This window comes from Aliterella atlantica CENA595 (assembly GCF_000952155.1).
Lineage (GTDB): Bacteria > Cyanobacteriota > Cyanobacteriia > Cyanobacteriales > Chroococcidiopsidaceae > Aliterella > Aliterella atlantica.
Genome location: NZ_JYON01000016.1, coordinates 26,300 through 53,081, shown reverse-complemented (window position 1 = coordinate 53,081; position 26,782 = coordinate 26,300). Strand labels below are relative to the sequence as shown.

Genomic DNA, 26,782 nt, shown 5'->3' with positions numbered 1-26,782 from the left:
GATGAGGGGAACAAGGAGGTAAGGTATAGAGGCATTACCTGTCCATTTCTGTTAAATCTATGCCTTTTGGGCGATCGCTAAAGCATAAGTTTCGTTAGCTCTAAAATAAAATTTGCTCGATTAATTGGGCAATATTAAAGTTGCCAAGTGGTGTTGTAGGAGAGACGAGGACGACTACACGTTGGTTCTAGATACATTTATCGATTGCGTCGATACTAAACCGATTCCCGAACCAAATAGTATTGCTGGTACAGCGCTTGTGGGGATTGGGTTGCTGGTAGTGCGACGACATGGCAAACGCAAACGAAGTAGAGTGTAATTCTGTCTGTAGAAGGCTCCCAGAGCGCGATCGCCATCTATATACTTCATTTAAAGTGCAGCATATATTAAGGAAATTGGTGACGTGAAAATCAAAACAATCTTTGCTCTGCTCAAAGAGACATTTTCCGAATGGAACAAAGATAAAGCCTCGGTTCTAGCAGCAGCACTGGCTTATTACACGGTTTTCTCCTTGTCACCGTTATTGGTTATTACGATTGCCATTGCTGGGGCGGTATTGGGCGAAGAAGCAGTTAGAGGCGAAATTGTTGGGCAAATTCAAGGCTTGGTAGGCAAAGAAGGAGCCGAATTTATCCAAGCGGCAATTGAAAATGCGAGTAGACCTCAAGCAGGAGGAGGTTTTGCTTCGCTTGTTAGTATTGGTGTATTGCTATTTGGGGCATCAGGGTTATTTGCTCAATTGCAAGATGCTTTAAATACAATATGGGAAGTGCAGCCAGATCCCAAACAAGGAGTAGCAAGTTTTATTCGCACTCGCTTTTTATCCTTTTCGATGGTGTTGGGGATTGGGTTTTTGCTCTTGGTGTCTTTGGTAATTAGCGCTGGTTTAGCCGCAGTAGTAAATTACCTCGCTAATGTGCTACCAGCGATCGCCTCTCTATTACAAATAGCCAATTTTATCTTGGGCTTTGTAATTACGACGGTACTTTTTGGACTGATTTACAAGTTCTTGCCCGATGTCAAAATTGCTTGGAGCGATGTATTAATTGGTGCGGCAATTACTTCCTTACTATTTTCGCTGGGTAGATATTTATTAGGACTGTATCTGGGTAATAGTAGTTTTGGCTCTACTTATGGCGCAGCAGGTTCGCTCGTGGTAATTTTAGCTTGGGTTTATTATGCTGCCCAAATTTTGTTTTTTGGAGCGGAATTTACTCAAGTTTACGCCAGAAGATACGGCTCCCAAATCGTGCCAGATAAAAATGCTATCCCGATTACAGCCGAAGCGCGTGCCGAACAAGGAATGAAAAGCAATAGCGAGCGATCGCCAGCACGTCAAAAGTCATCTTCGCCTAACTTTGTCAGTAAATTACTCCGCCGCTTTACTAGAAACAAGCGCAGACCGAAATAATTCGTAATTCGTAATTCGCGCATTACGAACAAATTAATAATTAATGCATTTAGGTACGGAGTCCCTTAATTTATTGATAGAGAAACAAAATGCATAGCAATATTATTTCAGTCCCCTGACTTTAGCGCCTGGGGTTATAAATGCATGAATTATGGATTGCCGCAAGGCGGATTTGACCTTAAAAGGAGCTAGAGAAGATGAAAAAAAAGCGTCGTTCCCCCCTAAAGGTGTCTTTGATTAGACGCGACGGACGGTTAATGATAGAGGGGTTAGGCGCGTGGTACAACTATTTAAGCGATCCTTACCATTTGCTGCTAACAATTCCTTGGTCGGGCTTTTTAGCGCTAATTTGTTTGGGTTACATCCTGGCTAATGCTTTATTTGCCCTAGCTTATATCTTAGGAGGCGACGGGATTGAAAATGCTCGTCCTGGCAACTTCTTAGATGCCTTTTTTTTCAGCGTTCAGACTATGGCATCTATCGGTTATGGAGCAATGTATCCGAGTTCGACTTATGCCCATATTTTAGTCACGCTTGAATCTTTGGTAGGCTTGTTTGGCGTGACAATGGCAACAGGTTTGATGTTTGCCCGTTTCTCTCGCCCTACAGCTAAGGTAATTTTTAGCCGCGTGGCGATCGTTACTACCTTTCAAGGCGTACCGACTTTAATGTTTCGTACAGCTAATAAGCGGCGCAATTTAATTTTGGAAGCATCTTTAAGAGTCAGTTTGGCTAGAGATGAAATTACTACTGAAGGGGACTTTCTCCGCCGCATATACGACCTCAAACTGATTCGCAGCCAAAATCCAAGTTTTTCCCTTACGTGGACGGCAATGCACCCTATAGACTCAAGTAGCCCTCTCTACGGCGTTAGCAAAGAGGCGTTAGCAGAGGATGAAACTACCATCATCATTACTCTGACTGGATTGGACGAAACTGTAGGACAAAATATTTACGCTCATCACACTTTTGCCGCTCAAGATATTCTCTGGGATATGCGTTTTGTTGATATCTTAGCTTGGACACCAAATGGCGATCGCTATGTCGATTACAGTCACTTCCACGAAGTCAAACCTTTATGAGTTATGCCATTTTAGGGACTGGCGCTTTGGGTGGTTACTACGGTGCTTGTCTGCAACGTTCTGGTTTAGATGTGCATTTTTTGCTGCGTAGCGATTGCGATCGCGTGAGAACACATGGTTTAGTTATTGAGTCTCCCGATGATGACTTTACTTTGCCTCAAGTCAATGCCTACAACGATACTGCGAAAATGCCTCAGTGCGATGTGGTTGTTGTGGCGCTGAAGACGACGCAAAATCATTTACTACCTAAGCTTTTACCGCCTGTAGTTAAAGATGATGGCGTTGTCTTAGTTTTGCAAAATGGGTTAGGGATTGAGGCAGAAGTTGCTCGAATTGTCGGCAACAATAGGGTAATGGGTGGATTGTGCTTTCTTTGTGCTAATAAGGTAGGCGCGGGGCATATTCTGCATTTAGACTACAAGGAAATTACGCTAGGAGAATATACACCGAATTATCTTGCTGGTGGGATTTCAGCGCGGATGCGACAAATTGCTGCTGACTTTGAAGGCGCAGGGATTCCCATTAAGTTAGCTGAAGATTTGCTATTAGCGCGGTGGAAGAAGTTAGTCTGGAATATCCCTTACAACGGGCTTTCAGTAATTTTAGATGCAACAACTAACGAGTTGATGGCAGATAATAGCGCCTGCAATTTAGTAGAAGATTTGATGCGGGAGGTAGTGTTGGGGGCGCAAAGTCAAGAGCGTCACATTGCCGATAAATTCCTCGTGCAAATGCTCGACCATACTGTTAAAATGAAGCCCTACCGCACCAGTATGAAGCTTGACTACGACCAAAAGCGCCCGCTTGAACTAGAGGCAATTTTTGGCAATCCATTGCAAGTAGCTCGCAATGCAGGTGTAGATTTACCCAAAATTGCTACACTTTACCAACAGCTAAAGTTCCTTGACGCTAAAAATCGTCAAGCCAACTTCTAAATCAAGAATATGGAATCAATACAAGCATTACGCGGTACGCGAGATATTTTGCCAGGGGAAATAGAATATTGGCAGAAAGTAGAAGCAATTGGGCGAGATATTCTCAGTAAAGCTAATTATCAAGAAATTCGCACGCCCATTTTCGAGCAGACGGAGTTATTTAAACGTGGAATTGGCGAAGCGACAGATGTTGTAGGCAAGGAGATGTATTCTTTTGATAGCCGCAGCAAAGATTATTCGATTACTTTACGCCCAGAAGGTACAGCCGGAGTAGTAAGAGCTTTTATTCAAAATAATCTATATGCTCAAGGGGGAGTACAGCGCCTTTGGTACACTGGGGGAATGTTTCGCTACGAACGTCCCCAAGCAGGAAGACAAAGGCAATTTCATCAGATTGGGGTAGAGGTGTTAGGTAGTGCCGATCCTAGAGCAGATGTTGAGGTAATTGCGATCGCAACAGACATTTTGCAAATATTGGGACTAAAAAACCTCAACTTAGATATCAATTCTGTAGGTAATGTTGAAGATCGCCAGCACTACCGTCAAGCTCTGGTAGATTACTTTACACCATACAAAGATGAGTTAGATCCTGATTCTCAAGATCGTTTGACTCGCAATCCTTTACGTATTCTCGATAGTAAGGTTGAACGTACCCAAAAAATTGCTCTAGATGCGCCTAGTATTTTGAAATATTTGGGTGCGTACTCTCAACAGCACTTTGACAAAGTACAGCAGTTATTAACGGATTTAGGTATTAGCTATCGAGTAAATCCGCGTCTGGTAAGAGGTTTAGACTACTACACGCACACAGCTTTTGAGATTGTATCTGATGACTTGGGGGCGCAAGCAACTGTTTGCGGTGGCGGTCGGTATGATGGATTAGTAGCGCAGTTGGGTGGTGCTGAGACTCCCGCTGTCGGATGGGCGATTGGGTTAGAAAGATTAATTATTTTGCTGCAACAATTGCAAGTATCTACGCCGCCAATATTAGATTTTTATCTAGTTTCTAAAGGGGATGAGGCGGAAGCCCAAGCGCTGATACTCGCGCAAAAGCTACGTCAGTCTGGGTTTAGCGTGGAATTGGATTTAAGTGGTAGTGGGTTTAAAAAGCAATTTGCTAGGGCGGATCGTAGTGGTGCGATCGCTTGTCTAATTATCGGCGATGAGGAAGCTGCAAGTCAAAGCGTTAAGCTCAAGTGGATGGCATCAAAAGAACAAAGCGCCATAATTCAAGCAGAATTACTGACTAACACCGACGACTTACGCCGCCAAATCAATGCTGTGAAAACAGCTTGATACCATAAAAATTTTACTATTACCACAGTAATGAAGATTTCATTTGTGAATTTTTAATTATTAATTAAGTGATATTACTGATGACCTTAGTTAGCACAACTAGGCTAATTTAGTACAAACAAATCCAGTTTTATAGTTTGAGATTTTAAGTTAAAACTACACTTTTTTAGCTTACAAGCCCTTGATTACATTTAAGGGTACTTACTGTTAATGGATTTAGTAATCGGTAATAAACTTAAAACTATTTAAAATTCCTTGTGAAGTTTCAAACAGTTACTCCAGGACAATCGCTTACTTCTCAGCAAAAAGCTGGCTTAGAACTAATTACTCGTTTGCATAGCGGACGCGATGTTGTATTAGCAATTGATTTGACAGAAAGTGTAGGAATTAACAACGAAGGGCGCATACGCTTACGTCAGATTGTTGAAGATAGTATCAAGCCAGGAGATTCAGTTTATGTTGTTCCTTTTGCTTCTAAAGTAGTTTCACTAGAAGGAGTATCAAATTCAAATCCATTAGGAAATCCAATCGAATTTACTAATAGTAGCAAAGATAATATTGATAAAGTATTACAAAAAATTCCTCCAACTGCCGATTTAAAACTACAAAACACCGACATTCAGCAAGCAGAGTTAACTATTTATCAAGGTATTGCTCAACTCAACCAAAACCGCTTTCAGCAAAACCAACCAATAAAGCCACAATCAGTTGTTTGGATTACTGATGCTCCGCTCTTAGCTAATTCAGGGGAGCAGTGGATTGAAACACCAGCAAATAGTCCTTTTCGACTCCAAAATTCTCCTGAAAGTAAAGAGCGTCAAAGTTGGCTTAAGTCTTTACCGATAAATAAAAGGGAATTAACAATTGAAAATGCTCAATTAAAAAGCTACAAGCTTGCTGTTGTTGACATAGCTCCTAATGTCCAAGAATTTTGCACAATAGCGCCTAATAGTAAGGAGTTATGTCAAGTAAATTCTTATTTATCTGGACAATTGTGGCTACCTACTGCAATCTTCACTTTAGGTTTGGCAATCTTACCATTTTTACTATTGTATTTGATGAATCTGTGTAAAAAGTGGCGGGTTATAGTTTCTTCTGATGTTAATGACGAAGAAAAAGAATGTCGTCCTTTATTGCATGGAAAATGTTTTGCAATTGGCGACTCAGATGCCAAATGTATTGATGAAATTAATTGTCCTGGGTCAGAAGTTAGAGCTTATTTGGAACGCCAAGGTAATCAACTATATTTAGTGCCTACTAATTTAGCAACAATTCACTGGAAGGGTAAAGAGATTAATAAGCGGACTCGCTTGATTGGCAATCCAATTCAACTCAATTGTCCTGACGAGAAAAATAATGACTTTTATATAAAAATCAAAATAAAAAAATAAGATTAACACAAGGGTAAATTATGTACAGTCAATCATCAACAGAACGACAGTATCAAGGTATTAATCGCACTATTTGTATAGGCATTAGCAGTTGTAAGATTGCTACGCGAAATCCAAACTAAAAAAGGGCAGATGAAAGGGCTAAAATTTCGTTCTTATTCTGCTGCACAATTAATATTACCCAATGGGGATTTTGCATCAGTTAATCGCGATCCAGATGCAACGAGGAGAAGAATTGAAATTCGCTTTACTCGTCCTGGGAAGCCAATAACGGTAAAATAAGTTTTAAAAATTCTCATGTAGCCCTAAATTACTTTTACAATATTAAATTTACTGCTTCTACTTTTAGATAGATTAATATTTGAGAATAGGAAGATTAGTTGCTGCTTTGTTAAAAATCTTGATAAATTGCTCAATTGATGGCAATTTGCAGTAAAGTCAATGTCAACAATTGCTTTGTTAGCAAAGGAAACTTAACTCATGTTATTTTCAGCTTCCTACTTACCATCGTTGCTAGTTCCCTTGACTGGCTTAGTTTTTCCTGCTGTAGCTGTAGTGTTTTTCTTCCTATATATTGAACGCGAAGATCCATCAGGAATTTAACTCAATTTAGACGCGAAACCGCTTGTCTTTTTAAGACAAGCGGTTTTTTAGTTCAAGTTATTGCACAATGGCAAGAAAATCTACTTACAAAGACGAACCTAAATGAGTGTAAGAACCGTAGAAAAATGTACCTACTACAACAATTACACCTAAGCCAGCAACGGTGGCTATTACCCACAACGGAATTCTTCCACTTGCGTTCACAGTTATTAATCCTCCCTTCACAACAGCAAATTTAAATTAACAAATTCTTGTCTTGGTTAGTTAAAGAAATAACTAGAAAACAAGATTCCTAGCACGAAAACAAGCAACAAACCTAAAAACAGCGAAGTGCGGTTCAACTCAACAGGTTGATTATTAGGATTGCGTAATCTCTCTGGCATGAATTTCTCCTATCGTTGAATAAATTGCATCGCCGCGATCGCACCCAAGAAAAATACTGTTGGTACAGCAAGAGTGTGAACTGCAAGCCAGCGGACTGTAAAAATTGGATATTGAATTGGCTGATTGACGTTATTACTGGTCATGATTTCAAATTATTTTCCGATAAATTGGTCAATTTGTTTCTTAGCTGCGTAGCGATCGCTCACAATTGGCAATTCTTGACGATCTTGCGGATAATACTCATTTGGTCTGGGCGTACCAAAAGCATCATAAGCTAGACCAGTTTGCACGAATAACCATCCGGCAATAAACAATGCGGGAATAGTGATACTGTGAATTACCCAGTAACGTACGCTAGTAATAATGTCCGAAAACGGACGCTCTCCGGTGGTTCCTGACATTTAGATTCCTCTTTTTCAACAAATATTTACCAGCTTCTAATTAAATGATAAAGCAAACCAACTCAATTAAAAGCTAATGGCTCTCAAGCTTGACATAAGGTTATTATCCTATGAAACTTACATCAAAATTTACAATTCTTGCCATCCTGCTAATTATTAGGGATCGATACCTGTAGCTAAGATGGCAGTAAATTTTAAGCTGCTTGGGTGTTAGGTTGATATTTCAGCAATACTCCCCGCTGACCGATAATAAATCCGCGATCGGGATTGGCAAACACAATTTTGTATAAATTCGACGGTACGTTTTCTATTTCTCGGTCTTTTTGCCAAGTTTTACCGCCATCAAAACTACAAAGTAGATTACCGCTACCGCCAGCTACCCAGATTTCCTCTGGCGTGCGGTAAGCCATGTCAATTAGTCCCCAGCTAGTAGAAAGTTCGGGATACTGCGCTTCATCCCATTCCTCTAAACTATTTGGCTGTGTAAATTGGACTTGACCGCCGCGTGCAAGCATCCACAAGCGCCCATCTTTACCAAAACCCATGTTCTGCACGCGCCGAGAACTATTGCGGTTGTGACCTTGCCAAGCTTCCTGTCCAGGTTCCCAAGTAGAGTAGAAATTACCCTTAGCCGAAACTGCCAAATATTTACCATCTGGAGAACGCGCAATATTTCGCAATACTCCTACAGCTTCTTGCACCATTGCTTTCCAATTTTTGCCGCCGTCTTGGGTGCGATAGATAGCGCCTACATCAGTAGTCATCTCGGCTGAATTGGGACCTAAAGCCGTAATTGTGTTAGGCTTTCCAGGTAACTTAGCACTGAGAGGAATTTGCTCCCAAGACTTACCACCATCGTCAGTATGCAGCAAAATTGAAGGTTCGCCAGTAATCCAGCCTTCTTGTCCGTTAAAACTTACAGACGAAAACAGATACTTTTGGTCGTCCAACTCTAAAGCTAAAGGCTGCCAAGAACTACCGCCATCCTTAGTTTCTAAGATCGTTGATTTGCTCCCTACTAGCCAACCGTGTTGTCCGTCATCGGTAAAATTGATGTCTTGGAAATTAGCTTCAGAAGGCAGATTAATAACTTGCCAAGGATTTTTATCCAAGGAAGCTACGGTACTACAACCAAAACAAAGTACGACAACCGCGAAGAGAACGACAACTCGTTGCCAAAGTTTGAAAAGTGAATGCATTATTGTGTGTCAAATTTACTGAAGAAAAAGCGATCGCCATTTACGGTAACTAATAATTCCAGCCCAACATTACCGCAGGTATAAAGAGTTCTAGCTCTACTTACCACGTAAAAGATAGCTATTGCAACCCGTACAAGCTGAGGAAAAATATAAAGCCGATTGCTAACCCACCAAAGATCAATAAATTCTTTTGCGTCGGCGTTAATTTATTGACTCCTAAGCCATAGCCAAGATTTTCTTGAAAGCCCGATGCTTTGCCTTGCGGACCAATATTCTCAAATTGAGAAGTTCTGACCCCACAAACTGGACACCGCCAAGAAGACGGTAATTGGGCAAACGGCGTTCCTGGGGCAACAGGGTGCTTGCTATCGCCCCGTTCTGGTTCGTAAATGTAGCCACAGGCACGACATTCATAGCGGTCTAGCTCTTCGGTTTCAACGGCTGGTTCGCTCATGACAGTAAAGTAGGTTGGATGGCAATCTTAAAATATCTGTTACAAATTATGACACACGCGATCGCTTTCCCCAATATCTATTAAGTGAAAGAAACCAAGTAGACAAGGAGGACAAGTAAGCTAATTTTCCCATCTCTCCCCCTCTCCTTATCTCCAATCTCTCCTATCGAAACTATCTATAGATACCAAAGTCTAATCAAATCAAGCTAAATAAAACTGTGGTGACAAGCAAATCGATATACTGTAAAAGTAAGTAACAAAAGTATTTACAAGTAAGAGCGGTAGTTATAAGTGTTTGTCCTCAGTGGTTATGAATATTTACTAGGCTTCATCATAGTTTGTAGCCTAGTCCCTGCCTTAGCGCTTTCAGCTTCTAAACTTCTCCGCCCTAGTGGTCGTAGCCCAGAACGACGCACTACCTATGAATCTGGGATGGAACCCATTGGCGGCGCTTGGATTCAGTTCAACATCCGTTACTATATGTTTGCACTGGTTTTCGTCATCTTCGACGTGGAAACAGTGTTCCTTTATCCTTGGGCTGTCGCCTTCCATCGCCTCGGACTACTGGCATTTGTTGAAGCCCTGATTTTTATTGCAATTCTTGTTATTGCCCTAGTCTACGCATGGCGTAAAGGAGCTTTGGAATGGTCGTAAATTCTAACCTAAACTCACAAGAGCGAATTATCAACCCCATTGAGCGACCTACAGTTACTCAAGATCTCTCAGAAAACGTCATCCTTACAACTGTTGATGACCTCTACAACTGGTCTAAACTTTCTAGTTTGTGGCCCTTGCTATTTGGTACGGCTTGTTGCTTTATCGAATTTGCGGCTTTAATCGGTTCTAGGTTTGATTTTGACCGATTTGGGCTAATTCCTCGTTCTAGCCCCCGCCAAGCCGATCTAATCATTACTGCTGGCACAATTACGATGAAGATGGCTCCCCAATTGGTGCGTCTTTACGAACAAATGCCAGATCCCAAATATGTAATTGCGATGGGAGCTTGCACGATTACTGGGGGGATGTTTAGCGTCGATTCGCCTACGGCTGTTAGAGGCGTAGACAAGCTAATTCCTGTAGACGTATATTTGCCTGGTTGCCCGCCTCGTCCTGAAGCAATTATTGACGCGATTATCAAATTGCGGAAAAAAATTAGCAATGATTCAATTCAAGAGCGCGGTCAAATTGCTCAAACTCATCGCTACTACAGCACTACGCACAACATGAAAGCAGCAGAGTCAGTTTTGACTGGAAAATACTTGCAGTCAGAAACTCGTACCTCTGCCCCCAAAGAGTTGAGCGAAGCAATGGGAATGCCTATCGCCCCAGCATTGCAAGCAACCGAAAAGGAGCCGATTAAGCGTGACTGAAGCATCTTCACCCGAACAAAAACCAGAGTCAACACCGACCGCAGAATCGCAGATAGTTGAAGCTGGTAAGGTTTCTAAGTGGTTGACAGACAATGGCTTTGCAAACGAAGCGATCGCCCCAGATCGCAGGGGTACAGAAATCATCAAAGTCGATCGCCAAGTTTTGTTACCTATAGCTACAGCTTTGTATGCTTATGGCTTTAACTACCTTCAATTCCAATGTGGTTACGATTTAGGACCAGGGCAAGATTTGGTCAGCGTCTATCACTTAATTAAAGTCAGCGATAACGCCGATCGCCCAGAAGAAGTAAGAGTAAAAGTATTCTTACCGCGAGAAGATCCTAGAGTGCCATCGGTGTATTGGATTTGGAAAACTGCCGACTTTCAAGAGCGAGAATCGTTTGATATGTACGGCATCATCTATGAAGGACACCCAAATTTGAAGCGAATCTTGATGCCTGAAGATTGGGTAGGTTGGCCCTTGAGAAAAGATTATATCTCGCCTGACTTCTACGAATTACAAGATGCTTTTTAGATAAACGCGATCGCATCTTGCCGTTTCTACTCCTGTTGCTGGTTGATAACCGCTAGTTTCATAGAGTTTGACTGCCTCAGCCAAAACGCTAGCGGTTTCAATCCAAATTTGCTGATATCCTTGCAGGGCGATCGCGCTTTCAAGTTGTTGCAGTAAATACTTGCCCAATCCCATGCCTCTTACTGCTGGCAAAAGGTACATTTTCCGAATCTCTACAGCATTCCTGCCGCGTTTAATTGGGTAATAAGCGCCCGTACCAACAATGCGATTTTGCTGCTCAATGACCCAAAATTCACCCCCAGCAGTCAAATAATATTTTTCTACTTCTAATACATCTTCATCTGCACCAGTAGGTTCCCAAGCCAAACCGTATTCTGCAAGTACAGTAGAAATTACGCTGGCGGATTCAGTGCGATCGCGCTTTTGCCAATCCCGAATTACAAAATCTTGATATTTAGCCTTAATTGCGGGTAACATTTCGGCAATAATTCTCTTGTTCTATTGATTGGCGGTTTTTAGACGTGGCGGTGGTGGCGATTTTTAGATGTAGCACTGCTACGTCTCTACATTATTTTCCTGAATGGGGTGGCGTTTGCTGCTAACTATGTATCCTTGGTTCGGGATGTAATGCTGACAATAAATCGCTTTCGACAATTGCTAATTCTTCTCGACGTTGACTGACAACTTTACTGTCAAAATAGGTTTCGGCTAGCAGCCAATATATACCGTAGTGACGTGCCTCAGATACCATTAAGCCGCGATAAAATTGGGCTAATTCTGGCAGAGAACAATATTCGGCTAATAATCCTAACCGCTCGTGACTGCGTGCTTCAATTAAACCAGAAACTAGCAAAGAATCTAATAAGCGATTTGGCTCTTGGTGGCGAATTTGAGCTTTTAAGCCTGCGCCGTAGGGAGGTGAAGAGAGAAACCCTAGAGGAATACCCAGGCGTTCGAGCCATTGATTTACCTGCTCGAAGTGTTCGAGTTCTTCACGGGCGATCGCTGTTAGTTTGCGGACTAATGCAGTGTTAGAGGGGTAACGAAACATTAAATTTAAGGCAACACCTGCGGCTTTGCGCTCGCAATGGGAATGATCTAGCAAGATAACGTCCATATTTGCGATCGCCTGCTCTACCCAATCTTGTCTTGTCGGTTGTTTTAATACATCAATTCTTGCTGTGGAGGAACTAAGCATATTTATGGGTTTTTGGCAATTAAAAATTTTGTATCAAATTATTAAGTCAGAACTACAATTGAAAGTAGAGATGCTTGAGCTATTTAAAGACAAAGCCTAAATAGGCTGTAGTAGAAGAGGTATTTCAGTAATTTTAAACAATAAGGATTTATTGGTAATGAGGGATAGGAGCCATCGTCGCATTGTGATTGGGGATGTTCACGGTCACTATAACGGCTTAATGGGATTATTAGAAGCGATCGCCCCTGGCGGCGATGATGAAGTTTATTTTATCGGCGATCTGATCGACCGAGGACCGCAAAGCTGTCAAGTGGTAGATTTTGTCCAAAAAAATGCGTACCCCTGTATTTTAGGCAATCACGAGCAGATGCTACTAGATGTAATTGGTGGCGGCGCAATGGCAGCCCACGTTCAGCAATCTTGGTTGTATAGCGGTGGCTACGCTACAATTTCTAGTTATCCAGATTCCACCATTCCTCAAGAACATTTGGAATGGATGCAAAATTTACCTACTTACTTAGATTTAGGAGACTATTGGCTAGTCCATGCAGGCATAGATCCGCGCATACCTTTTGCAGAGCAAACTTCCGATCAACTTTGCTGGGTGCGCGATGAATTTCACAGCATGGAAAAGCCTTATTTCAGCGATAAAGTGATAATTATCGGTCATACCATCACTTTTACCTTACCAGGCGTAACCCCTGGCAAGCTTGCTCAAGGACAAGGGTGGATTGATATAGATACAGGAGCGTATCATCCTAAAAGCGGCTGGTTGACAGGCTTGGATCTGACAAATAACCAAGTGTATCAATTCAACATTCAGCAGCAAAAGGCGCGAATTGTAAATCTAGAATCAGCAGTTACAGCTATTGAACCTACTAAAATTAAACGTCGTTAATTATTTATTCAGTTAAGCTCAAAAGCATATAAAAAACGATACGTCAGCCCATGAAAAAGGTTAAAGGGCGATCGCCCTTTAACCTACTGCCATACCAAAAATTTAGCTAAGAGGGCGAATTTGTGCCTGATAAGCATTGCGATCTAGACCCATACCTACATTTGCCCGTTTCGGGTCAATCTGGCTTTGCAGCGCCGCAATCCGATTGCTAGTTGCTGGGTGAGTGCTTAATATCTCAGGCGGCGAACCAGAGCCTAAAAGCTTTTTCATAAACGAAATCATTGCCGATTGGGCGTAACCAGCACGTCCCAAATTTCTCAGTCCGCTGCGGTCTGCTTGTAACTCTGCCTGACGGCTGCGCGGGCGGCGCAGTGCCAACTCTACACCAATTTGCACAGCAGCATTGCGATCTAAACCAGCAACTTGAGAAACTCCTTGAGCGATCGCTGTGCGGCGCATCTGTTCTACCAAATGCTTGCCAGTAATATGACCGATTTCGTGAGCCATAACGCTAGCGAGTTCAGCTTCGTTGTCTGCTTCTTCAATCAAGCCTGTGTTGACGTAAACGTAACCGCCTGCTGTCGCAAAAGCATTAACAGCCTTATCGTCTACCACTTGGAAAGTAAAAGGCAGATTAGGGCGATCGCTAGTTCTGGCTAGACGCTGACCAATTTCATTGACATAGTTATTTACATCCCGATTGCGGTAAAGTTTGACTTCACTGCTAACTAGCTGTTGATTAATTTGTTTGCCAAGTTCAACTTCTTGTTTATCGGAAACATTCGATAGTTGAAATATCTGTACCCCTTGACGGAACAAATCCAATACAGGAAGTGCTTGTACTGGCAACAGCGAATTTGCCGTAATCCCCAGCGCTACTACTACCGAGATTAAAGGATAAAACAAACGGCGCGAACGGCGCAAACGAACGGAAAATTTTGCCATAACAACAAGATTTTAATTGAAATCGTCAGAGTAAAAATAGTCGCCACTGAAATCGTGACGAATTTTGGACGTTAGATGTTGCATCTTTACCTTGATTTTCCCTTACCTGCTCCTACACCCGCAGATTTAGCTAAAGTAAGCAAACGTGAGGCGATCGCCTTTTGGCACAGATACAGACTACCAAAGGTAGTACACAGAGAATTTTGCCTCTTGCCAAAATGCCCCTTACCCCCTACCTTTTAATTGCTGCTATTTCAAAATTCTCATGGCTATTTTGGATTCTCAAGGTCGTTTGTTCGGGAAAATAAACTTACTCGATTTGGGCGCTGCTTTAGTAATATTACTTGTCTTGATTGGCATTTTCTTCTATCCTGGGACTTCTGGTTCTGTTGCTCAGGTCAATAATGTTGTCAAACCTGTAGAGGTTGATTTAATCGTGCGCGGTTTAAATGTCCGCGACCCCGAACAGTTATTTGACAACGGCTTTAAAAAAGGTGGCAAAACCAACGTTATTATCCGCAATCAACCTCACGGTAGCTTAGACATCAAATCAGTCCAGCAGTTACCTAGAACTATGCTAGTACCTCAACCAGATGGAACTCTTAAAGAATTTACAGATCCAAGACCAAACCAATTTAGTACAGATATTCTGTTAACTTTAGGTGGCAAAGCAACGATTAGACCAGATGGACCTGTTGTGGGTAATAGCAAACTCAAAATTGGCAACCCAATTGAATTAGAAGGGTTTAACTACAATTTCAATGCCACAGTGATTGATGTCCGCGTCGAAAACGATAAACGAGCTTAAGGCGCGAAGAAAGCGCCTTGTTACCCCATGACTAAAGTCAGGGCGCGAGCTTGGCTTGAAACCATAAATTACGAATTACGAATTACGAATTATCTAGTCAGTAACGGCAAAAATTGCCTAATTAAGCCAATAGTTACGGCTGGAAGTTCTAATTGGGGTGTTAGTCCTACATCCTCTAGCTGTTGAAATACTTTAATAGCTTGGGGATTCATGCTAGCAAAGCGCCGACCAATTTCTGGACCTGTAAACTGAGACTTTTGCCCCCAAATAATTGCTGTGGGAGTAGTTAGCTTGGGAATGTAAGCAGCTAAATCGAAACACAAATCGCCGCGCACAAAAGCTAAAGCGGCGTATTCAGCATTTGGTTGTTTTGCCGATTCTAAGTAAGCTTCGACAATTTCTGGATAAATACGGTTGGGCTGGGCAAATTGGCGCTGTTCTAGAAAGCTGCGAATGCCGTTACTGGTAGCAACACCAGCACTGTAAAGCAAGCGGTCGAGAATTGGCGTACTAATTATTTGAGCAAAGAAGCTTCGCGAGTAATCTTCGCCAAAATCTGAGAGTCCTGCGGGTGTGGTGACAATTAGCGACTTAAATAACTCAGGGCGATCGCCTGCTAACCTAATTGTAAAAGCCGCAGTTAGAGATGAAGCGATAACTGTAACTGCACCATTGCAAGTTTGTGTCAAAAATTCGCCAATAGTTGTCAAATAATCTTCAATTTGGTAATTGCGTTCGGGATGGGCGGAACGACCCCAGCCAATTAAATCGGGTGCGATAATTCGATATTCGCTAGCAAAAGCTGGATAAACCTTCGACCACTCATAAGCAGACGAACCGCCGCCAAAGCCGTGTAAAAATACTAAGGTTTCTAAATCTGCAGGGCGATCGCTTATCCAAGGCTGACTCGCCGCAGTATAATATACCATTCTGCCTAACGAGGTGGTGACAGAATTTTGCTCAAATCCGAGCGGCTGAAACATTAATACACCTCACAGATTATTGACTCTTGGTTCTATAATTAGCGATTTTAGTAGCGGCAGGATTCAACTAAAAGAAATATATGCCGATGATTGGGTAAAATTTAAAAAAATTTAGTAATAGTGTAGTTTCGCATTCAGTAGGTAATTATCGTGGCATCAAGGTCTTGGTGGCAGCAGTATATCAACACTACAATTATTGAGAGCTTGCCGCAGCAAAAAGGGCAGAATATTAAGCTTAAGTCCCAGGTTTTGCAACGCTTTCAAGGACCAGGCGGATGGCTTGGGATCGCAGCTTTGACTATAGCAATGCTGATTTGGAATTGGAAGTTGTTACTAGCTACAGCAATAGGTGCGATCGTGATGTCTGTAGTGTACGTGATGCACGAATGGGACTGGAACGCGCTAGTAGCAGATATGCGTAATTCGCTTAATACTCCCCATCGCCAATTTACTTTAGCAGCTATTAGCGGCGGCGTGGCGACAGTTAGCACTTATATGTCAGCTTCAATCTGGCTAGATGCAGATAGTCACTGGATAGCTGCGGGAGCAATTTTACAAGGCTTAGGCACTTTAACAGTGCTAATTTTGTTGGTGTGGCAAATCCTTGGTTGGCAAGCTAACCATCAAGAAAGCCAGTTAGAGCAATTATTAAAAGACCTTAGCAGTACAGACTCATTGAAGCGTTTAATTGCCGTGAGACGACTACCGCGCGCGATTAAGCGTACCCGCCAAGAAGTTTATAGCCCTAGTGCAGTTGCCGAATACTTGCAATTACTTCTGATTAGAGAACAAGAATCAGTAATTAGAGAAGCAGCTTTTGATAGTCTCCAAGTTTTAGCACCAGCAGAACAGCAGCCTTTAGATAAATTGCCTGCTCTAAAGCGTCCTAAAGTTGCTACCAAGCAAAAAGTTGAAGCTTAATTAATTTTAACTTCAGCTTTTTCTACAGTATTGTCATTTACTCCTAAAGTTAGCTGCAGGGGTAATTTTTGCGAATAGGCTTTGACAACTTGGCGATAGGCTTGATAGTTGGTTGGCAAAGTTCTTTTCCCGTCGCCTGCTTGATAACTTATTTGGTAGTCTACAGATTTAATTAACTGTGGAGTGCTAGGTTTTTCGACAAATTTTTGGCGTTGTTCGATTTCATCTACACTTGGTCTTGGCGGTAAAGCCCCCCACCACAAACCTCGTTCGTCAGGACCTTTAACAGCGTTTGCAGGCTTGATACCGTTACGGTTGAGTAAAGATGCAGACGCGAAAGTTTCAAATCTAGTTAAGCCATCTTTACTAGGATTAGTTGCATATTCAACTTGCCATGTATAAGTAGTTCGGGCTGTTGCTTCATACTCAGTAGTAGTTACGGTAGAACAACTAGCAAGAGCGATCGCGCATAATCCACTAACCACTATTGACCCTACTTTAAATTTGGCAGTCTCACTCATTGAAAAATTGCTAAAGTTAGATGCGATCGCACTGAATATTTATAAACATATCAAAATGCAGTTGGCTCCGTTTTTTCCTCTCCTTTACCGGATTTTACAACCAACATTCCCCAATTGCCTGTGGTCTGGTAATCCCCATACTAAAGCAGTTGCCCTAACTTTTGATGATGGTCCCCATCCAGTTTATACTCCCCAACTGCTCAAAGTTTTAGATTATTACTCTATACCAGCTAGTTTTTTTTGGTTGGGTGCTTGTGTCAATCGCGCCCCAGCTACCGCTAAAACAGTAAGCGATCGCGGACACTGGATCGGGCTTCACGGCTACGATCATCGCTCCTTTCCTCTTCTATCCCCACCAGAACTAAAGTTAAGTCTAGAATCTACCCAGCAAGCTATCTCTCAAGCTTGTGGCGTGCATCCTACGTCTGTACGCGACGTACGACCGCCTAATGGCTTATTTACACCCCAAACCCTAGATTTGCTAAATCAGTGGCAATATCGGTCTGTAATGTGGAGTGTTGTCCCCGAAGATTGGGTAAGACCAGGAATTAAACTTGTAGTTCAGCGCGTGTTAGAACAAGTACAAAATGGTTCGACAATAGTTTTGCATGATGGAGCTTGCGGCGGTCAAGATGTAGCCCAAACGGCAAAAATCCTCATTCCCCTGTTGCTGCAACGCGGTTATGAATTCGTGACTATTGATGCTTTATGGTACGGACACGGTCAGAAAATTTCCCCTATTTAGAAAATTTTAGTTATCTTAGCTGTAGCTTTAGAAAAAATTGTTATTTGTCAAGTGCAATAGGGTTGAAATTTTTACAACTCTTCGGTTAACTTAGACTAAGACTACAAGTTGCAACTTAAGTTAATCTACCTAAAGGTGCTTAAATCTCCTGTCTAGTTACTAGCTATTTTTAGGCAAGAAAAGTTGAACTAGCTTATTTTACAGGTTGTAGTCAAGAATCTATGGCTTTTAAGTCTAATTGTTGGCAAACCAGTAAAATCTGAATTAATCTAGGAAAGATCGAAATTAGTGCATGAAGCCCCTTTTTTTAGTCACCAATGCTTGCTGTTTATTTTCCAAAGAAAAACCGGAAAGTTAGTAGCAAGGTTAGCGATCGCATTTAGAATAAAAACAACAATGCCTAGAGAGCAAAAACTTTTGGACTATTTAGGTTTTCCTCCTGCAAATCTGCCTTCGATCCCGAAGAGATCGGATTTAACATATCAAACTTAGGGATTTTGAGATTAGAACATTAAATGCAGGCAATTTCTGTGAAACAGGCTACAATCGGAGGGGTCTATGGAACTCCATTTATTAACAGCAAGACACAGTGCTGCTGTTAAGTGCTAGCTTTTATCTAGGGATAAAGTTTTATTTTAGGCAAGAAAATTAATAGGCGCGTAGCAATTAAACATATCTATTGCCTTATTTGTTTGTCTTGTCATTGACCGTCCAAACAATCAAAACTCTTTTATAGTTTGCTCTTGGCTTACTTAATAAGAGTGCGAAATAAATGTCGATCGATTGATAGTTGAATCAAGGAGCATGAGGAACGCGGCATGAACCAGGCTAACAACGTACTCGAAACCACTCATCAGCCTGAACTCGAAATTCATCAGCCTGAAAGTAATTTTGAACTTTTAATTGAAGAAGAATACTCAATTGGTTTAGATGGTGACGAACAAGATGAATATTTAGAATCTCAACCTGATGGGGACGAGGCTAAATCTGGTAAAGTCGTCAAATCTCGTCGTCGGGCGCAAACCAAAAAGAAGCACTACACAGAAGACTCAATTCGGCTGTATTTGCAGGAAATAGGAAGAATTCGTCTACTACGGGCAGACGAAGAAATTGAACTAGCTCGGAAAATTGCTGAATTATTAGAAATGGAGCGCGTGCGCGAGAAATTGTGCGATCAATTAGATCGCGATCCTCATGACAGCGAATGGGCTGAAGCTGTCAAGCTACCGCTATCATCGTTCCGCTATCGTTTGCATATCGGGCGACGGGCGAAAGACAAAATGGTGCAATCGAACCTACGATTAGTAGTTTCTATTGCCAAAAAGTACATGAATCGGGGTTTATCGTTTCAAGACTTGATTCAGGAAGGCAGTTTAGGCTTAATTCGGGCAGCAGAAAAGTTCGATCACGAAAAAGGTTACAAGTTCTCTACCTACGCTACATGGTGGATTCGTCAAGCAATTACCAGAGCGATCGCCGATCAGTCAAGGACAATTCGTTTACCCGTCCACCTTTACGAAACAATTTCTCGCATTAAAAAGACAACTAAGCTGCTTTCTCAAGAAATGGGACGCAAGCCTACAGAAGAAGAAATTGCTACCCGCATGGAGATGACGATCGAGAAGCTGCGATTTATTGCTAAATCTGCTCAATTACCTATATCCCTAGAAACGCCCATTGGTAAAGAAGAAGATTCTCGCCTGGGCGATTTTATTGAGTCTGATGGCGAGACACCAGAAGACCAAGTTTCTAAAAATCTCTTGCGCGAAGACCTAGAAAAAGTTTTAGATAGTCTTAGCCCCCGCGAACGCGATGTACTGAGGCTGCGCTACGGCTTAGATGACGGTCGCATGAAGACTCTAGAAGAAATTGGGCAAATATTTAACGTCACCCGCGAACGCATCCGCCAAATTGAAGCTAAGGCTTTACGCAAACTGCGCCATCCTAACCGCAATAGCGTTTTAAAAGAATACATCCGCTAAATTGGTAGCGAATAAATATCTGCTTAAAGCCGATAGGAATACCTATGGGCTTTTTTCGCGCAAAAAAAGACCTGGAAGATTTTGATGGTTTCCAGGTCTATATCCCTTGTCTGTTAATGGTGTTAACAACTCGTTCGAGCAGCGATCGCATCCAGCTACCAAGAGAAAGCAATCTTGCAATCGGCTTTAACTGGTCACTGGTTACATAATTCCCCAGAAGTGCAAAAATCCTTGACCGGAGAACAATTCAATCAATGCAGCAGCTAAAAAACCAATCATTGCCAAACGACCGTTCCAAATTTCTGCTTGGGGAGTAAACCCATAACGCCAAGCATTGCGATCGTCCATTACTGGGGTTGTGACTTTAGTTGTGTCTTGCATGGTTAATTTGTTAAGTTATATAGCTTTATATATTAAATAATGTAACGCACCTGGGTAAAAATTGCTATATCTTAGGGTTGAATATGGGTTTGGCTGGAAACCCAGAGTAAAGTTTTTGTGACACAGCTAACCATTTTTGCAAAAACGGCTCATTTGTGCTGTTTAAAGATCCAGTCCCAGATGCCTTCGAGCGTATAGGCAATCCACCAGCTATTGATGTGGTTGCTCTTACTATCATCTGTCCAATTTGTGCAATATGACGGCTGATGAAGCGCTTGTTTGGAAGTCACAGAAAATATTCTATAATCAAGGGATTCTAGACTTAATCAACCATTAGCTCTAACTAAGAGTAGACTGAGAATTTGAAGACAACTATGCCTAAGGTTAGAGCTTTAAATGGAGAAAGTATCACTTCAGTTAGAAGCAGCGAACGGGCGATGGCGATTTAGTGAAGATGACAACTTGAGTAAAACCTGCTTTATTTCCTTGTTGGTTAGATTCAGTAAATATAAGAGAATCTGCCCAAGTTTTGATTTCAATTCGCAATAAAGAGAGTTTTCATGTCGAGCGATATTGAGCAAGCCAAAGCGGAGCATCCGCTTGGATGGAATGTTCCGAACATCAACGATTTGCGCTCTGCGATCGAACACCTCAAGAACTTCAAAGGGCAATACATTGAAACGGATCGCCCAGTCGATCCGATTGCTGAACTTGCTGGAGTGTATCGATATATTGGGGCTGGTGGAACCGTGATGCGACCCACTCGAATCGGTCCAGCGATGACATTCAATAAGGTGAAGGGCTACCCAAACTCTCGCGTGCTAGTTGGGATGATGGCGAGCCGCGAACGAGTGAGCTTACTATTAGGTGCGCCCACCCGCGAACTGGGAATGCAGATGGGCAAAGCCGTCAAGACAATCATTCCTCCCGTCACCATCGATGAGAAAGATGCGCCCTGTCAGGAAGAGGTCCATCGGGCAGACGATCCAAATTTTGATTTGCGTAAACTCCTTCCAGCACCGACGAACACCGAAGAGGATGCCAGACCTTACTTCTGCATGGGTCTTGTTCTCGGAAGCGATCCAGATGAGGAGTCCAATACTGATGTCACCATTCATCGGCTTTGCGTGCAGAGTCGAGATGAACTTTCGATCTTCTTCGCACCGGGACGACACATTGATGCTTATCGACAAAAAGCGGAAGCGGCTGGCAAACCTTTGCCGATCTCGATCGACATGGGACTTGACCCAGCCATTCATATTGGCGCGTGTTTTGAAGCACCAACCACGCCTTTCGGCTTCGATGAACTTTGTGTCGCAGGGGGTCTACGTGGTAAGCCTGTTGAGCTTGTGGATTGCGTGACGGTCAAGCAGAAAGCGATCGCTCGTGCCGAGATTGTCATCGAAGGCGAAGTTCTACCCAATGTGCGGGTAGCTGAGGATCAGAACACACACACGGGTTACGCGATGCCGGAGTTTCCTGGTTACACCGGACCCGCCAATCCATCCCTACCAGTAATCAAAGTGACTGCCGTGACGATGCGGCACAACGCTATCCTACAAACCCTGGTTGGACCTGGTGAGGAGCACGTCAACTTAGCGGGAATTCCGACCGAGGCGAGTATCTACAACGCAGTAGAACTTGCATTACCAGGTTTGCTACAGAACGTCTACTCTCACAGTTCGGGCGGTGGGAAGTTCCTGGCAATCTTGCAGATCGAAAAGCGAGTCGCAGGCGATGACGGGACAGCACGGCAGGCGGCACTGATTGCGCTCGCGGTCTATCGCGAAGTAAAAAACATCATCCTCGTTGATGAGGATGTCGATCTGTTTGATAGCGATGATGTTCTGTGGGCAATGCAAACCCGCTATCAAGGGGATACAGGCACGATCGTCGTACCGGGCATCACCGGACACGTTCTCGATCCATCGCAGATTCCAGAATACAGCCCAGCAATTCATGCAAAGGGAAGTACGTGCAAGACGATCTTCGACTGCACCGTCCCGTTCGCGCTAAAAGAGCATTTCAAACGCGCCCAATTCCGAGAATTAGACCCGCGACCTTTTGCCCCAGAACTATTCGACGAGCAGTGATTCTCTGAGAATTTCAAAAAGATGCCCCAAAGCATCACAGGTATTACTGGCGCGATCGGCGCGTGACGCGCATCTCGAAGGAATCGCCACGATCCACAAATCAACGAAAAACGAAACTGAAGATGAACGAAGCGAACCAAGTTTATATTCCCCCTAAGCCGATCGACCCGAAGGAGCTTCCCAAGGCGATCGCCTCCTTTTTAGATGGCAACAACCTTCCATCTAAACCGATGAATGCAATTCGCCTCTCGACGGTGAACGAAGAGGGTTGGGCGCACGCATCGCTCTTGAGTGTAGGTGAAGTTCTGGCTCTGCCCAATGCTAAAATTCGATTCGCGATCTCTCCAAGATCTAGCACTACTGCAAACTTGCTGCGAGATGGAAGAGTAACAATGGTTATTCCCTTTGACAAGGGTGTATGCGAGATGCGCCTGCGATCGCAACCCATTCATAAAGAGGTCGAAGGCGTTCCCCTCACCTTCTTCGAGGCTCAGATTAAAAGTATTCGCCATCTCGTCTCTGCTTATGCGGATGTCGAGTCTGGAGAAACCTTCTCGCTGCACGAACCGCAAGCTGTATTTGAACGGTGGAACAAGCAAATTGCTGCATTACGCTCGCTCTGAATTTCTGCGGATTAATTCGCTCCGAGTGGGGAATGAACCTAGTTAACAGAAGGATAGAAACTGGTATCATTTAGGCTGAAAGAAGTCATTTTCGCTCCAATCAATGCGCTCGTTTGGGGTTTAATTGGGCATCGTCAATGCTACCCTGACTGCTATACTGTGCTTGCATCGGGTAAGGAAATATCGGTCTTGTTCTAACTACGATCGCATTTTGGCAGACGATGCGATCGTATTCTAGTAGGCAGTTCTAAAACTTTCCCCTCTATAGGCGTTCCTTAAAGATCGTGTGGATTTGAGGGAAATCGTCGTTCTCGAAAGAGACTGGTCATGTAAATGCCAGTAACGAGCAACCCTAACAGCCCAATACCATTAATAATGGGAAAGAAACTGTCTAATCCAATAGTTTTTAGTGTATGGAGATGGATGAGAAAGCCTGCAAGTTGACGCTGATGAAATCCTTTAGCTATGGGAAAAAGCATTCCGGTGATGACAGTCAGAAGTAGTGGCAACGCACAGACGATTGCTAGCTGTCGGTGGTATTTACGAAACAAACGGTTCACATTCATTTCCTCAGAACTTCGAGTTACCAATGCCTTTGTTATCAGGTTTTTTTAGAGTTAAGCCAACTATATTTCAACTTGCCTCAATCCACGCCAATAGATTTTTGCAAATTTGAGAGTTGGGCTTTTAGATCGAGCATCTTGGCTTTTGCAGTCGCCCGTTCGGTGCGAAGAGTTTCCTGAAGATGGTGCAAAGAATTCTTCAATTGTTCGATCTTCTTCTGTGCGTCAGTATTTTGAAAGGCTTGCAGCTTGGGTAAACCTTCAGCATCTTTACCCACAATCCGGCAGACAGCACCACAAGTTAAGCAATTTATTACATCTGACCCGCTTACTCTTCTGCAAGCAGCTTGTAAATCTCACGCTTTACCTGAGCAAGCAGATCGCGAACTCGATTGGCTCGCTCTGGATTGCCACTTCGAGCAACTTGTGTGACTGCATCATTCACGTCAGTTAGAGTCCGCCGCAATTCGATTAATTCAGAAGGCTTACTTTCTGTAAAACTGTCGTAAGCTTTTCTTGAACCAGATTGCCGATCGCTCAAGAATTGTCTGCCACTGTCTGTAATCGTGTAAACGCGCTTTCCCTCAACTTCCTCACTGGTCAAATAACCGCCTTCTTCTAGCATTTGCAGCGTTGGATAGACGGAGCCTGGACTGAGACGGCGAAAGCCACCCCGACGGGCTTCTAGCTCTTTGATCGATTCATAACCATGCTGAGGGCGCTCAGATAGAAGCCCAAGCAAAATGAATTTGATGTCACCGCGACGGGTGCGAGGCTCATCTCCCCAATCACCACCAAACGAATCTCTGCGTCCATGTCGCCCACTCATGAAGAATTTATTGTCAGGTCCTTCTCCTGCCCACGCTGGTTGGGGAATACCTGAATGAAATCGTCTGAACATACTTAGCTCCTTGTAATTTTCTTTGACGTATCGCGATATATCGCTTATTTTTTATATATCGCGATATATCGGATTTGACAACAACAAATTCTAAATCCTTACTCAGTTGTCGATCGCCTATATAACAACAGGCATACAGTAGAAGTAGATTACAAAGCGGTGCGAACTTGCGATCGAGGTCGTTTTGAGCTAGGAAATGCTACCAATCGCAGAATTAGTTAGAAATTCGCTGCTCGAATTGAGATTCTTTCCCACTTTGGGGGAGCGAGTATGGATGTATGTTCCACCGGAGAGGTTGCGATCGCTCTCACCATAAAGTTGAAACTTTCTCAAATTACTGCGGCTGGAACAAATCGTTGCCAATCCAATTGATGCGATCGCTTGGGATTCGGGAAGGCATTACCCCGACAAAGTTTGCGGCATCGTCCATGCTTCCCTTGCCGTTGTACTTTGCTTGCATTGGGTAAGGAAATATCGGTCTTGTTCTGACAATTTTTGCATTGCTTCCGGTCGATCCCTCAGTTGGATTGCTAAACCCACCACTGGCTGAATCGGCAGTTGTTTGCGAGGCAATAATTTTAGTTGGGGGAGTGCCTTGTTCTACCCAAGCAACAATCGGAGCAAGCCAATCTACGCGGCTTGGACCCGTCCCGCCTTGACAGTGATATACTCCCGGCAGCATAAACAACCTGGCAAACGATTGCACGTTGGCAAGACCGCCCATTGTATCTTGAACTGCCTGATAGTAAGCGAGCGTGCCTTGCGGGGGAATCGCTGGATCTGCCCAACCGTGATAGAGGATAAGTTTGCCGCCGCGATCGCGGAAATCTTTGAGGTCAGGATTAGTAGCATTGTACACTTTGCCTAAAGGACGCAGGCGATCGAAGCCCTCTGTTGTAAATTGCCAGTCTTTGTAGGAAAAAGATGCAGGGGGACTCTTGGGAAAAGCAAGATATTTCAGATAGCCGTCGGCGATATTCGCTGCCATTGGTGGCATTCCAGAACTGCCGATGCTTGCACCTGCCCACCCCAGTTCTGAGCCAATCGTTTGACTGCCTGGGTAGAGTCGCTTACCCTGACTATCCACTGGACCGCTATACAATTTATTAACAACTGCAATTTGAGCTATTGTTAAACAATTTGCGCGATCGCCATTGCTAGAACAACGCAGCGATTGGGGCTTAAAGGTACAAACTCTAGGATCGGTAATTTGTCCGTCAACTAATCCATCTTTACCGTCACAATCTGCCAGTGCAGCCTGATGAATTAGTGGTAGTTTATCGGCGGGTAGAATGGCATTTCCTTGTGAGTCGAGATTGGCGATCGCATTCCACGTTTCGTATTCCCCATTTAATGGGGCTTGAATTGCCGCAGGTGCGCCCGCAATAATGCCGTCAAAATCATTTGGATATCTTTGTGCTGCCATTAGAGCTTGTCGCCCCCCGTTGGAACAGCCCTGAAAGTAAGAGTATTTAGGGCTTTCTCCATAAAAGGCAGAAGCGATCGCTTTTGCGGCAATTAACATTACGTGTTCCGAGCGGTAGCCGAAGTCCGTTCGTAGTTGGGGCTGATCTAGTCCCCAGAGTGCGCCCCCCGCGCCTAAGCCGCCGCCAACGTGTCCTGAATTGTCAAAAGCCACTGCAAAGTTTTGATTGAGTGCAGCGATATATTCTGGCGAAGCTCTCAAACTGCCGCAATATCCACCACAGCCAACTTGAAGATAGCGACGATTCCAGTTTTGAGTGGGCAACCGTATTTCAAACTGAATTTGCGGTGTAACGTATCCTTTCACCTCGCAGTATTGGGGAGTCCCAGCCATAGCAGCAACAATTTGAGCCGAAAAAAGTGCGGTGGGCGCATCGGGAATGGCTGCAAAGTCTCTTTGCGTCAAAGCGCTACAGGCATTAGTCTGCATAGATTGCATCGGGGCTTGTGCAATCGCAGAAGTCTGGAATAATCTTGCCTTAGAACTCAGCAGGACTGAAAATACCAGGGCGACGATTAAGAAGCGCAGAACGATTGAACCATTTTGGCACAAGAATTGCAGTCTTCGAGTCACGACAAATCTCCTCTAGTTGTTTGCCGCCTAGATTTCCAGCATTATGCAAAGCGCAAAAATTTGATGCAACAAAATTGGCGGACAATTCTATCCTCTTGTA

General features: G+C 43.4%; 34 protein-coding genes and 1 pseudogene. 19 read left to right on the top strand and 16 right to left on the bottom strand.

Annotation, left to right across the window (positions count from 1 at the left end):
• The first annotated feature begins 124 nt into the window (after positions 1-124).
• The 8 genes and pseudogenes from UH38_RS28210 (at position 125) to psaI (ending at position 6,718) form a co-directional block, all read left to right on the top strand.
• A complete protein-coding gene (locus UH38_RS28210) occupies positions 125-319 on the top strand; it encodes a PEP-CTERM sorting domain-containing protein (RefSeq protein WP_082065400.1) in 195 nt (64 codons plus the stop codon).
• Between the two features lie 84 nt (positions 320-403).
• Entirely contained in the window at positions 404-1,411 is a 1,008-nt protein-coding gene (locus UH38_RS15260) for a YihY/virulence factor BrkB family protein (RefSeq protein ID WP_045055533.1), read from the top strand.
• A 197-nt stretch (positions 1,412-1,608) separates the two neighbouring features.
• Positions 1,609-2,493, top strand: coding sequence for an ion channel (locus tag UH38_RS15255; RefSeq protein WP_045055532.1), 885 nt, complete (start codon positions 1,609-1,611; stop codon positions 2,491-2,493).
• On the top strand, positions 2,490-3,428 hold the full coding sequence (locus UH38_RS15250) for a putative 2-dehydropantoate 2-reductase (protein ID WP_045055531.1): 939 nt from the start codon (positions 2,490-2,492) through the stop codon (positions 3,426-3,428). Before UH38_RS15255 ends, UH38_RS15250 begins: the two co-directional genes overlap by 4 nt.
• Before the next feature lie 9 nt (positions 3,429-3,437).
• Complete coding sequence (hisS, locus tag UH38_RS15245) at positions 3,438-4,724, top strand: histidine--tRNA ligase (protein ID WP_045055530.1); 1,287 nt, start codon at positions 3,438-3,440, stop codon at positions 4,722-4,724.
• A 257-nt stretch (positions 4,725-4,981) separates the two neighbouring features.
• Positions 4,982-6,115 (top strand): vWA domain-containing protein, encoded by a 1,134-nt coding sequence (locus UH38_RS15240; protein WP_045055529.1) that lies wholly within the window; start codon positions 4,982-4,984, stop codon positions 6,113-6,115.
• A gap of 81 nt (positions 6,116-6,196) precedes the next feature.
• A pseudogene (locus UH38_RS15235) lies at positions 6,197-6,397 on the top strand (flagellar motor protein); the annotation flags it as partial.
• 198 nt (positions 6,398-6,595) lie between these two features.
• A complete protein-coding gene (gene psaI / locus UH38_RS15230) occupies positions 6,596-6,718 on the top strand; it encodes a photosystem I reaction center subunit VIII (protein ID WP_045055527.1) in 123 nt (40 codons plus the stop codon).
• Positions 6,719-6,802: 84 nt separating this feature from the next.
• On the opposite strand, the gene UH38_RS25450 is transcribed toward psaI, so the two are convergent.
• The 6 genes from UH38_RS25450 to UH38_RS15205 all read right to left on the bottom strand — a co-directional run bounded on the left by UH38_RS25450 (position 6,803) and on the right by UH38_RS15205 (position 9,156).
• Entirely contained in the window at positions 6,803-6,922 is a 120-nt protein-coding gene (locus UH38_RS25450) for a photosystem II reaction center protein J (RefSeq protein ID WP_072044930.1), read from the bottom strand.
• Between the two features lie 56 nt (positions 6,923-6,978).
• A complete protein-coding gene (locus UH38_RS15225) occupies positions 6,979-7,101 on the bottom strand; it encodes a photosystem II reaction center protein L (RefSeq protein ID WP_045055526.1) in 123 nt (40 codons plus the stop codon).
• A 9-nt stretch (positions 7,102-7,110) separates the two neighbouring features.
• Entirely contained in the window at positions 7,111-7,245 is a 135-nt protein-coding gene (gene psbF, locus UH38_RS15220) for a cytochrome b559 subunit beta (RefSeq protein WP_045055525.1), read from the bottom strand.
• A 9-nt stretch (positions 7,246-7,254) separates the two neighbouring features.
• A complete protein-coding gene (psbE, locus tag UH38_RS15215; protein WP_045055524.1) occupies positions 7,255-7,503 on the bottom strand; it encodes a cytochrome b559 subunit alpha in 249 nt (82 codons plus the stop codon).
• Positions 7,504-7,697: 194 nt separating this feature from the next.
• On the bottom strand, positions 7,698-8,702 hold the full coding sequence (locus UH38_RS15210) for a photosynthesis system II assembly factor Ycf48 (RefSeq protein ID WP_045055523.1): 1,005 nt from the start codon (positions 8,700-8,702) through the stop codon (positions 7,698-7,700).
• A 118-nt stretch (positions 8,703-8,820) separates the two neighbouring features.
• Complete coding sequence (locus tag UH38_RS15205; RefSeq protein ID WP_045055522.1) at positions 8,821-9,156, bottom strand: rubredoxin; 336 nt, start codon at positions 9,154-9,156, stop codon at positions 8,821-8,823.
• Between the two features lie 291 nt (positions 9,157-9,447).
• Here UH38_RS15205 and ndhC point away from each other — a divergent pair, with 291 nt between their 5' ends.
• The 3 genes from ndhC to UH38_RS15190 are packed head-to-tail and all read left to right on the top strand — an operon-like array spanning position 9,448 to position 11,061.
• Positions 9,448-9,810, top strand: a complete 363-nt coding sequence (gene ndhC, locus UH38_RS15200; protein ID WP_045055521.1) for a photosynthetic/respiratory NAD(P)H-quinone oxidoreductase subunit C — start codon at positions 9,448-9,450, stop codon at positions 9,808-9,810.
• The gene (locus UH38_RS15195) at positions 9,801-10,526 is read left to right on the top strand and encodes an NADH dehydrogenase subunit K (protein ID WP_045055520.1); all 726 of its coding nucleotides are present in this window, start codon (positions 9,801-9,803) and stop codon (positions 10,524-10,526) included. The genes ndhC and UH38_RS15195 overlap by 10 nt, the downstream gene beginning before the upstream one ends.
• Positions 10,527-10,578: 52 nt before the next feature.
• Entirely contained in the window at positions 10,579-11,061 is a 483-nt protein-coding gene (locus UH38_RS15190; RefSeq protein ID WP_407640455.1) for an NAD(P)H-quinone oxidoreductase subunit J, read from the top strand.
• On the opposite strand, the gene UH38_RS15185 is transcribed toward UH38_RS15190, so the two are convergent.
• Together UH38_RS15185 and miaE are read right to left on the bottom strand one after the other, a co-directional pair.
• A complete protein-coding gene (locus UH38_RS15185; RefSeq protein ID WP_235355282.1) occupies positions 11,044-11,538 on the bottom strand; it encodes a GNAT family N-acetyltransferase in 495 nt (164 codons plus the stop codon). The genes UH38_RS15190 and UH38_RS15185 overlap by 18 nt on opposite strands.
• Positions 11,539-11,659: 121 nt before the next feature.
• Entirely contained in the window at positions 11,660-12,259 is a 600-nt protein-coding gene (gene miaE / locus UH38_RS15180; protein WP_045055518.1) for a tRNA-(ms[2]io[6]A)-hydroxylase, read from the bottom strand.
• 157 nt (positions 12,260-12,416) lie between these two features.
• Here miaE and UH38_RS15175 point away from each other — a divergent pair, with 157 nt between their 5' ends.
• Complete coding sequence (locus UH38_RS15175; RefSeq protein ID WP_045055517.1) at positions 12,417-13,157, top strand: metallophosphoesterase family protein; 741 nt, start codon at positions 12,417-12,419, stop codon at positions 13,155-13,157.
• A 102-nt stretch (positions 13,158-13,259) separates the two neighbouring features.
• Here the strand turns inward: UH38_RS15175 and UH38_RS15170 are convergent, their stop codons facing one another.
• Positions 13,260-14,102, bottom strand: a complete 843-nt coding sequence (locus tag UH38_RS15170) for a M48 family metallopeptidase (protein WP_045055516.1) — start codon at positions 14,100-14,102, stop codon at positions 13,260-13,262.
• A gap of 265 nt (positions 14,103-14,367) precedes the next feature.
• Here UH38_RS15170 and UH38_RS15165 point away from each other — a divergent pair, with 265 nt between their 5' ends.
• On the top strand, positions 14,368-14,910 hold the full coding sequence (locus UH38_RS15165) for a DUF4330 domain-containing protein (protein ID WP_045055515.1): 543 nt from the start codon (positions 14,368-14,370) through the stop codon (positions 14,908-14,910).
• A gap of 89 nt (positions 14,911-14,999) precedes the next feature.
• Here UH38_RS15165 and UH38_RS15160 read toward each other — a convergent pair whose 3' ends face one another.
• Complete coding sequence (locus UH38_RS15160) at positions 15,000-15,893, bottom strand: alpha/beta fold hydrolase (protein ID WP_045055514.1); 894 nt, start codon at positions 15,891-15,893, stop codon at positions 15,000-15,002.
• Between the two features lie 150 nt (positions 15,894-16,043).
• Between UH38_RS15160 and UH38_RS15155 the strand changes: the two genes are divergently transcribed.
• Positions 16,044-16,814, top strand: a complete 771-nt coding sequence (locus UH38_RS15155) for a hypothetical protein (protein WP_144405697.1) — start codon at positions 16,044-16,046, stop codon at positions 16,812-16,814.
• On the opposite strand, the gene UH38_RS15150 is transcribed toward UH38_RS15155, so the two are convergent.
• Positions 16,811-17,335, bottom strand: coding sequence for a hypothetical protein (locus UH38_RS15150; protein WP_045055512.1), 525 nt, complete (start codon positions 17,333-17,335; stop codon positions 16,811-16,813). The genes UH38_RS15155 and UH38_RS15150 overlap by 4 nt on opposite strands.
• A gap of 55 nt (positions 17,336-17,390) precedes the next feature.
• Here UH38_RS15150 and UH38_RS15145 point away from each other — a divergent pair, with 55 nt between their 5' ends.
• The 3 genes from UH38_RS15145 (at position 17,391) to UH38_RS26810 (ending at position 20,271) form a co-directional block, all read left to right on the top strand.
• Positions 17,391-18,080 carry a polysaccharide deacetylase family protein gene (locus tag UH38_RS15145; RefSeq protein ID WP_045055580.1) on the top strand — a complete coding sequence of 230 codons (690 nt, stop codon included), beginning with the start codon at positions 17,391-17,393 and terminating at the stop codon, positions 18,078-18,080.
• Between the two features lie 818 nt (positions 18,081-18,898).
• A complete protein-coding gene (gene rpoD / locus UH38_RS15135; protein ID WP_045055510.1) occupies positions 18,899-20,062 on the top strand; it encodes an RNA polymerase sigma factor RpoD in 1,164 nt (387 codons plus the stop codon).
• A gap of 44 nt (positions 20,063-20,106) precedes the next feature.
• On the top strand, positions 20,107-20,271 hold the full coding sequence (locus UH38_RS26810) for a hypothetical protein (protein WP_160295973.1): 165 nt from the start codon (positions 20,107-20,109) through the stop codon (positions 20,269-20,271).
• On the opposite strand, the gene UH38_RS15130 is transcribed toward UH38_RS26810, so the two are convergent.
• Complete coding sequence (locus UH38_RS15130) at positions 20,264-20,443, bottom strand: chlorophyll a/b-binding protein (protein WP_045055509.1); 180 nt, start codon at positions 20,441-20,443, stop codon at positions 20,264-20,266. The two genes, UH38_RS26810 and UH38_RS15130, sit on opposite strands and share 8 nt — an antisense overlap.
• 560 nt (positions 20,444-21,003) lie before the next feature.
• On the opposite strand from UH38_RS15130, the gene UH38_RS15125 reads away from it, so the two are divergent.
• Both UH38_RS15125 and UH38_RS15120 read left to right on the top strand, forming a co-directional pair.
• A complete protein-coding gene (locus UH38_RS15125; protein WP_045055508.1) occupies positions 21,004-22,536 on the top strand; it encodes a UbiD family decarboxylase in 1,533 nt (510 codons plus the stop codon).
• A 122-nt stretch (positions 22,537-22,658) separates the two neighbouring features.
• Positions 22,659-23,159, top strand: a complete 501-nt coding sequence (locus UH38_RS15120; protein ID WP_045055507.1) for a PNPOx family protein — start codon at positions 22,659-22,661, stop codon at positions 23,157-23,159.
• 275 nt (positions 23,160-23,434) lie between these two features.
• Here the strand turns inward: UH38_RS15120 and UH38_RS25445 are convergent, their stop codons facing one another.
• The 4 genes from UH38_RS25445 to UH38_RS15105 all read right to left on the bottom strand — a co-directional run bounded on the left by UH38_RS25445 (position 23,435) and on the right by UH38_RS15105 (position 26,547).
• On the bottom strand, positions 23,435-23,719 hold the full coding sequence (locus UH38_RS25445; protein ID WP_072044929.1) for a peptidase: 285 nt from the start codon (positions 23,717-23,719) through the stop codon (positions 23,435-23,437).
• A gap of 83 nt (positions 23,720-23,802) precedes the next feature.
• A complete protein-coding gene (locus tag UH38_RS15115) occupies positions 23,803-24,000 on the bottom strand; it encodes a hypothetical protein (RefSeq protein WP_045055506.1) in 198 nt (65 codons plus the stop codon).
• Positions 24,001-24,050: 50 nt separating this feature from the next.
• Positions 24,051-24,623 carry a PadR family transcriptional regulator gene (locus UH38_RS15110; protein ID WP_045055505.1) on the bottom strand — a complete coding sequence of 191 codons (573 nt, stop codon included), beginning with the start codon at positions 24,621-24,623 and terminating at the stop codon, positions 24,051-24,053.
• Between the two features lie 334 nt (positions 24,624-24,957).
• A complete protein-coding gene (locus UH38_RS15105) occupies positions 24,958-26,547 on the bottom strand; it encodes a tannase/feruloyl esterase family alpha/beta hydrolase (RefSeq protein ID WP_144405696.1) in 1,590 nt (529 codons plus the stop codon).
• Positions 26,548-26,782 lie beyond the last annotated feature (235 nt).

Coding starts and splice junctions, on each gene's coding strand:
- UH38_RS15255 (WP_045055532.1), top strand. CDS start 1,609: ATGAAAAAAAAGCGTCGTTCCCCCCTAAAGGTGTCTTTGATTAGACGC.
- UH38_RS15250 (WP_045055531.1), top strand. CDS start 2,490: ATGAGTTATGCCATTTTAGGGACTGGCGCTTTGGGTGGTTACTACGGT.
- hisS (WP_045055530.1), top strand. CDS start 3,438: ATGGAATCAATACAAGCATTACGCGGTACGCGAGATATTTTGCCAGGG.
- psaI (WP_045055527.1), top strand. CDS start 6,596: ATGTTATTTTCAGCTTCCTACTTACCATCGTTGCTAGTTCCCTTGACT.
- UH38_RS15225 (WP_045055526.1), bottom strand. CDS start 7,101: ATGCCAGAGAGATTACGCAATCCTAATAATCAACCTGTTGAGTTGAAC.
- psbF (WP_045055525.1), bottom strand. CDS start 7,245: ATGACCAGTAATAACGTCAATCAGCCAATTCAATATCCAATTTTTACA.
- psbE (WP_045055524.1), bottom strand. CDS start 7,503: ATGTCAGGAACCACCGGAGAGCGTCCGTTTTCGGACATTATTACTAGC.
- UH38_RS15210 (WP_045055523.1), bottom strand. CDS start 8,702: ATGCATTCACTTTTCAAACTTTGGCAACGAGTTGTCGTTCTCTTCGCG.
- UH38_RS15205 (WP_045055522.1), bottom strand. CDS start 9,156: ATGAGCGAACCAGCCGTTGAAACCGAAGAGCTAGACCGCTATGAATGT.
- UH38_RS15195 (WP_045055520.1), top strand. CDS start 9,801: ATGGTCGTAAATTCTAACCTAAACTCACAAGAGCGAATTATCAACCCC.
- UH38_RS15185 (WP_235355282.1), bottom strand. CDS start 11,538: ATGTTACCCGCAATTAAGGCTAAATATCAAGATTTTGTAATTCGGGAT.
- miaE (WP_045055518.1), bottom strand. CDS start 12,259: ATGCTTAGTTCCTCCACAGCAAGAATTGATGTATTAAAACAACCGACA.
- UH38_RS15175 (WP_045055517.1), top strand. CDS start 12,417: ATGAGGGATAGGAGCCATCGTCGCATTGTGATTGGGGATGTTCACGGT.
- UH38_RS15170 (WP_045055516.1), bottom strand. CDS start 14,102: ATGGCAAAATTTTCCGTTCGTTTGCGCCGTTCGCGCCGTTTGTTTTAT.
- UH38_RS15165 (WP_045055515.1), top strand. CDS start 14,368: ATGGCTATTTTGGATTCTCAAGGTCGTTTGTTCGGGAAAATAAACTTA.
- UH38_RS15160 (WP_045055514.1), bottom strand. CDS start 15,893: ATGTTTCAGCCGCTCGGATTTGAGCAAAATTCTGTCACCACCTCGTTA.
- UH38_RS15150 (WP_045055512.1), bottom strand. CDS start 17,335: ATGAGTGAGACTGCCAAATTTAAAGTAGGGTCAATAGTGGTTAGTGGA.
- UH38_RS15145 (WP_045055580.1), top strand. CDS start 17,391: ATGCAGTTGGCTCCGTTTTTTCCTCTCCTTTACCGGATTTTACAACCA.
- rpoD (WP_045055510.1), top strand. CDS start 18,899: ATGAACCAGGCTAACAACGTACTCGAAACCACTCATCAGCCTGAACTC.
- UH38_RS26810 (WP_160295973.1), top strand. CDS start 20,107: ATGGGCTTTTTTCGCGCAAAAAAAGACCTGGAAGATTTTGATGGTTTC.
- UH38_RS15130 (WP_045055509.1), bottom strand. CDS start 20,443: ATGCAAGACACAACTAAAGTCACAACCCCAGTAATGGACGATCGCAAT.
- UH38_RS15125 (WP_045055508.1), top strand. CDS start 21,004: ATGTCGAGCGATATTGAGCAAGCCAAAGCGGAGCATCCGCTTGGATGG.
- UH38_RS15120 (WP_045055507.1), top strand. CDS start 22,659: ATGAACGAAGCGAACCAAGTTTATATTCCCCCTAAGCCGATCGACCCG.
- UH38_RS15110 (WP_045055505.1), bottom strand. CDS start 24,623: ATGTTCAGACGATTTCATTCAGGTATTCCCCAACCAGCGTGGGCAGGA.
- UH38_RS15105 (WP_144405696.1), bottom strand. CDS start 26,547: ATGCAATCTATGCAGACTAATGCCTGTAGCGCTTTGACGCAAAGAGAC.